Source organism: Hydrocoleum sp. CS-953 (assembly GCF_002260545.1).
GTDB lineage: Bacteria > Cyanobacteriota > Cyanobacteriia > Cyanobacteriales > Microcoleaceae > Trichodesmium.
This window is the reverse complement of the sequence record NZ_LGSU01000917.1, coordinates 1-5,434: the sequence shown is the minus strand read 5'-3', so window position 1 is coordinate 5,434 and position 5,434 is coordinate 1. Positions and strand designations below refer to the sequence as shown.

At 35.2% G+C, this 5,434-nt stretch carries 9 protein-coding genes; 2 read left to right on the top strand and 7 right to left on the bottom strand.

The window, feature by feature from the left end; genetic code table 11:
* Nucleotides 1-199 precede the first annotated feature (199 nt).
* Entirely contained in the window at nt 200-1,405 is a 1,206-nt protein-coding gene (locus AFK68_RS12465; protein ID WP_094673093.1) for a 4-hydroxy-3-methylbut-2-enyl diphosphate reductase, read from the top strand.
* 80 nt (nt 1,406-1,485) lie between these two features.
* Here AFK68_RS12465 and AFK68_RS12460 read toward each other — a convergent pair whose 3' ends face one another.
* From AFK68_RS12460 to AFK68_RS44940, 5 genes are all read right to left on the bottom strand, one after another.
* The gene (locus AFK68_RS12460; RefSeq protein WP_094673092.1) at nt 1,486-1,743 is read right to left on the bottom strand and encodes a hypothetical protein; all 258 of its coding nucleotides are present in this window, start codon (nt 1,741-1,743) and stop codon (nt 1,486-1,488) included.
* A 4-nt stretch (nt 1,744-1,747) separates the two neighbouring features.
* Nucleotides 1,748-1,936, bottom strand: a complete 189-nt coding sequence (locus AFK68_RS12455) for a hypothetical protein (protein WP_094673091.1) — start codon at nt 1,934-1,936, stop codon at nt 1,748-1,750.
* Between the two features lie 3 nt (nt 1,937-1,939).
* On the bottom strand, nt 1,940-2,284 hold the full coding sequence (locus AFK68_RS12450) for a hypothetical protein (RefSeq protein WP_094673090.1): 345 nt from the start codon (nt 2,282-2,284) through the stop codon (nt 1,940-1,942).
* A 475-nt stretch (nt 2,285-2,759) separates the two neighbouring features.
* Nucleotides 2,760-3,092 (bottom strand): DUF5615 family PIN-like protein, encoded by a 333-nt coding sequence (locus tag AFK68_RS12445; protein ID WP_094673089.1) that lies wholly within the window; start codon nt 3,090-3,092, stop codon nt 2,760-2,762.
* Nucleotides 3,093-3,163: 71 nt separating this feature from the next.
* Complete coding sequence (locus AFK68_RS44940) at nt 3,164-3,229, bottom strand: DUF433 domain-containing protein (protein WP_371357351.1); 66 nt, start codon at nt 3,227-3,229, stop codon at nt 3,164-3,166.
* Between the two features lie 545 nt (nt 3,230-3,774).
* Between AFK68_RS44940 and AFK68_RS12435 the strand changes: the two genes are divergently transcribed.
* Complete coding sequence (locus AFK68_RS12435) at nt 3,775-3,993, top strand: hypothetical protein (RefSeq protein WP_094673088.1); 219 nt, start codon at nt 3,775-3,777, stop codon at nt 3,991-3,993.
* A 133-nt stretch (nt 3,994-4,126) separates the two neighbouring features.
* On the opposite strand, the gene AFK68_RS12430 is transcribed toward AFK68_RS12435, so the two are convergent.
* Together AFK68_RS12430 and AFK68_RS38730 are read right to left on the bottom strand one after the other, a co-directional pair.
* Complete coding sequence (locus tag AFK68_RS12430; protein WP_371357350.1) at nt 4,127-4,912, bottom strand: ABC transporter ATP-binding protein; 786 nt, start codon at nt 4,910-4,912, stop codon at nt 4,127-4,129.
* A 317-nt stretch (nt 4,913-5,229) separates the two neighbouring features.
* A partial coding sequence (locus tag AFK68_RS38730; protein ID WP_210407370.1) for a hypothetical protein occupies nt 5,230-5,434 on the bottom strand: 205 nt, incomplete at its 5' end.

Here is a 5,434-nt window from a genome sequence, read left to right as displayed (position 1 = left end):
CTATATATGGAGGTTTGTAACTATAGCGCCACGGTATATATAGAGTTTTGTCCGGAAATTAGCTATAGATTTTCCCATCTGTCTGATCTAGCTAAACTTTTGTCGCTCTATTCTCATCAGCAATAAATATCTTCAATTTTTCCGTTGAAAAACATTGTAAGATAAAACAAATTTCAGCAAAGTTTAATAATAAAACACAATGGATACAAAAGCTTTTACCAGGGCACTAAAAAAATCTGAGAATTATAACCGCAAAGGATTTGGTCATGCAGAAGAAGTCGCTACAGTTATGGATTCTGTTTATCAAAGTAACCTAATCCAACAAATTAGAGATAATAACTATACCCTAAAAAAAGGTGAAGTAACCATAAAACTTGCAAAAGCTTTTGGTTTTTGTTGGGGTGTAGAAAGGTCTGTAGCAATGGCTTATGAAACTCGTCAACATTTTCCTAACCAACAAATTTGGATTACTTATGAACTAATTCATAATCCTTCTGTGAATCAAGATATGAGGGATATGCAAATTAAATTTATTCCTGTAATTGATGGCAAAAAAGATTTTTCTGTAGCTGGCAATAATGATGTAGTAATCTTACCTGCTTTTGGTGCAAGTGTTCAGGAAATGCAGATTTTAAAAGATAAAAATTGCCAAATTGTTGATACTACTTGCCCTTGGGTTTCTAAAGTTTGGAATAGTGTAGAAAAACATAAAAAGAAAAAATTTACTTCTATTATTCATGGCAAATATAGTCATGCAGAAACTATTGCGACTAGCTCTTTTGCTGATAAATATTTGATACTCCTGAATATGTCACAGGCAGAATATGTCTGTAATTATATTTTGAATGGTGGGAACCGTGATGAATTTATAACTAAGTTTAAACTTGCTTATTCTGAAGGTTTTGACCCTGATTTAGATTTAGAACAAGTTGGTATTGCTAATCAAACAACTATGCTGAAAACTGAGACTGAAGAAATAGGAAAGTTGTTTGAAAAGACAATGATGAAAAAGTATGGACCGGATCAATTAAATGAGCATTATCAAAACTTTAATACTATCTGTGATGCTACTCAAGAACGGCAAGATGCAATGGCGGGTTTATTCGATGAAAAGGTAGATTTAATGGTAGTAATAGGAGGTTTTAATTCTTCTAATACAACTCATTTGCAGGAAATGGCAATAGAAAATAATATTCCTTCCTATCATATTGATAGTGCTAAAAGGATTTTATCTGGGAATAGAATTGAACATAAACCTTTAGGAAATGAGGTAAAAATATCGGAGGGTTGGTTGCCTGAAGGTGAGGTAGTTGTGGGTGTGACTTCTGGCGCTTCAACTCCAGATAAAGCTGTTGAAGATACTATTAATAAAATTTTGGAGATGAAGTTGGTTGTTAGGAATTAAATATTAGTCTGTTTTAATTGAGAAAATTTAGGGGTGATACTTATGCTTGTCACCCCTCCAGGTTAGACCCAATAAATAAACTATACAAACATAACGGTAACTTTAATAGTATTGCATTCTTGCTTTATCAACCTGCGCTGTTTTTCAGAAACTTTACCAAAAAGGTAAATACAACGTTCATGTTTTGGATAGTAATGGCTATAGCTTAAAACTTGTCCGATAGCATATTTATACTGCCTAACATTTTTTACTTCAATTACTTTAGAAGATGTCAAAATGTCAATTTTCCCCGTAGGAGTTGGTACTTCAGTCCGACTACCATACATTTGTGCAGCCAAATTATCACGTATAACTCTTTACTCTATGAGAAGTTTTTGATTTAGGATAGCGACGAGTTCCATTTTGTAACTCTTCAAGAGCAGGTTTCAATATAGGTACTTGCTCGTTGCCAACCTCAATGAGCAACTCTCCAGTTCTCCTCAAAATATCCTGGGCTAACTTACGTCCAAAGGTCTCAAAATGATTACTCATTTTCTAATCAAGCTCCTCCAGGTGATTAGAAATCTGATCCTTAAGATCTCTTGAAATAGGGTATGAATTTACTTCCCTTTTTATAGATTCTTTAGACATACCATTCTTGTAAAGTTGATCTACAACTGCCTTGAAGATTTCTGGAAACCCATATTGCGCTATTCCTTGAGATATCAAACCCATAATCCCAAGTACGGCAATTCCTCCTAACATTCCAAAGGGGCCACCAAGCATAGCCAAAGCTGCTGTAATTGCTGCTGCACCAGTCCAACCTGTTACAGCCATAGCTACTAAAAGAATTAAACCAGGCACTCCTAATGCCGCAATTTTATCTACAACCTTGTCCACTTTTTTCTTGCTCCTGATTCAATAAAAATATCTCAATGGTGCAAATAATTCCAACTTAGCAGATAAGAAAATTTGATTGAACAGGACTTACGCAAAGGTACTATATAGCAATTCCCAAAGTTATGAGGTACAGTTGTTTTTCTTCTTTTCTGTTCCCTGTTCCCAGTTAAGTGTTCCCTCAAACCTAAAATTTTGGGTGGTGGTGCATAGTAATGGTAGACAGAGTGTGGTCCGGGTGGGGAGTGTGGTCCGGGTGGGAAGTGTGGGAAGTGTGAGGAAAAACTACAAATATCTTCACCATTACTATGCAGGACTACCAAATTTTGTACCTCACGCTTTTTGGGAATTGCTATATATAGAGTTTAAAAACTATAACGTTATAGTTTTGAAGGCTATATGTATGGTCTATGCGTAAGTCATGTTAGACCAGAAATATTTGTAAACAGGTGGGGTATATAACTTAAGCAGATAACCATCAATGTAATTCTAAACAGTGAATAGTTAAATCGTCTAATAGAGCTTTAACTGCATTTTGACCAGACCGAATTAGATTTTCAACTTGATTAGTTGGTGCATTGCCACATCTCAACCAGATTACTTTGGGTGGAGAACCATACAACCGACTTCTTTCTGCAAAATCTGCGTCCTGAGTTACAATACAGAAATTATTTAGTCTGGCAAAATCCCAGATTTCTGTATCTGTTTTGTCTGCTAGTCCATGAAACTGAATGTGGCTAGCATCTGGAAAAATGTCAGCTAAACGAGAAACCAATTTTCGGCTCAAGTTTTGACCGAATAATAGTTTCAAGGAGAACTCACTAAAGCAACTAAACGGTGATGACGGTCAGCAGCAAATTCTAAACAAGCTCTAATATGTTCTTATGTCAGCTCTGGAAAGTCATCAATAATCTCAGTAATGGACATTCCTGATGCCAACCATCCCACAACATCTTCATTAATTGATAATTGATAATTGATAATTGATAATTACCTCTCCCTTTTAGGGAGAGGATTGACGAATAAGGAAAAGATTTATTTTTTTCCCCTTGAAAGGGGAGGCTTCAAGGCGTGAATGATCTAATTATTTAATTGTTTAATTATTAATTATTTCGGTAAACTGTAATTCGCATTGGACGAATACAAGGGTTTCCTCCAGGCTTATCTGGTTCAATCGTAAGAATGTCACGATAGCTCATAATCAAATTTATCTATGCCCTAAAATTGGATCAACAATTAGTTTCGCGCATCACTTATTAATTACGCTTTTACTAATTTTCCCCAATCGCCATTATCCTCTTGGACAAAATCCTGAATACACCTTCTATAACTACTATAGAATTTATTTTATCCTTCTATTCAGCACTTGATTTCGTCAGGAATATCTAGTAGTTTTGAGGTGATAAATTATTTTTCATATTTTTTTAATACCCCTAGGGCAAATAAGGAGTTACACTTAATAGGTGTTTACAAAGCACTTTCATACCATCAGGGTGCATTATATAATCCCAGGCCAGAAAGAAAATTTCTGGTATATCTGGGATGCCAATATACCAATAGAAGAGTTTAGTTACGAAGAAACAGGTGGCTATTTTGGTGAGTTTGCCTATAGTTTGGATGAATTTGTTCCTAATTATAGGTCTGTATTATTAGTAACTAAACTTGAACAATCTACTAATACTAATTTAACTTCTTTTCCAGGGTGTTATTGAGGAACAAACTTGACAATTAAATGAAAAAAATCTTAGGAGTAGCAAGTAAAAACAAAGGAAAATAAAAAAATCTATTCCCTGGTTAATACCTGGAAAGTTAGAGAAATTTAAAGTCTAAATATTTCACAAAAAATTACAAGAAATTATCAGATAACTGTTTATTTTCTTGTATACTTCCATCTTCAAGATAAACTACTCTATCAGCAGAACTTACTATTCTAGGATCGTGAGTTACCATTAGCACAGTACAGCCACCTTCTTTAGCTAGCCGACGTAGTAACTCAATAACTGTATGGCCACTATGAGAATCTAAAGCTGCTGTTGGTTCATCCGCCATAACTATCCTAGGGTTTCCAGACAAGGCACGAGCGATCGCTACTCTCTGTTTTTGGCCACCAGATAAATCCCGTGGATGTAGTTTGGCTTGAGGAGCTAACCCTACTTGTTCCAAAAGCACCTGAGCTTCATGTTTTGCTGCCTTACCTTTGATACCCTTCATATTCAGAGCTACTTCTATATTTTCCGCTGCTGTTAATGCAGGGAACAAGTTAAATCCCTGAAAGATAAAGCCGATATTCTGAAGTCTAAACTTGGCCAGTTGATGTCTAGACATTTTGGTAATTTCTTGTCCCAAGAGACACACTCTGCCAGATGTTGGTGTTAACAATCCTGCTAAGATTGACAGCAAGGTAGTTTTACCAGAACCGGACGGCCCCATCAATAGTTGGACATCACCCTTTTGTACTGTCAAGTCAATATTCTTGAGTACCTGGTAAGATTGTTGTCCGTTTTGATAGGCCATTGTCACCCCACAAGACGTGATTGCTGCTGTTCTTAAGCTAGCAACATCTCTAGGATTAGAAAGAGATAGGTTTTTAGTTTGAGTGGCAGCAGCCATGTACATATTGAAAGTAGTCATAGGTGCGACTTTTGGTGAGCTAGAGTGTTTTGGGGACATGAGCAATATACCTCTGATAGATAGTTCGCGCTATGCGAAGTTTCTATAGTTTGCCTGAGTTTCCCAGGTTTTTGAGTTTAACCTAAATTGAATCTCTCTCAAAAAATTGAATTTAATGTCAGGGATTCATTTAAGTTTAATGGCCTTTGAACTGAATAGAAACTGAGGTAATTTACTTACATTGTATTTTAGCTTACTAAGTTTTAAGGTAATCAAGAACACTTAGAACTTAGATTAATTTTGACTAGCCTTTATCTGAGAGTTTACTAAGAAAGGACTTAAGAGTAGTTGAGAGTTATCCTGAACTTACCCAATATATTTTGCTTCATTTTTCCCATTTGAAATTTCAAATTTTGACGATTTAACTTCAAAAAACGTGAAGAAAATATAATTTTTTTTCTGTAGTCATAATCATCAGCAAAAATTTTAATTAGATAATTGACAATCAAAATTTTCCTATGAATTATACTACTACTTAACAGG

Bases quoted from the DNA above. Each gene is read 5' to 3' on its own strand.
- AFK68_RS12465 (WP_094673093.1), top strand. From the start codon at position 200: ATGGATACAAAAGCTTTTACCAGGGCACTAAAAAAATCTGAGAATTAT.
- AFK68_RS12455 (WP_094673091.1), bottom strand. From the start codon at position 1,936: ATGAGTAATCATTTTGAGACCTTTGGACGTAAGTTAGCCCAGGATATT.
- AFK68_RS12430 (WP_371357350.1), bottom strand. From the start codon at position 4,912: ATGACTACTTTCAATATGTACATGGCTGCTGCCACTCAAACTAAAAAC.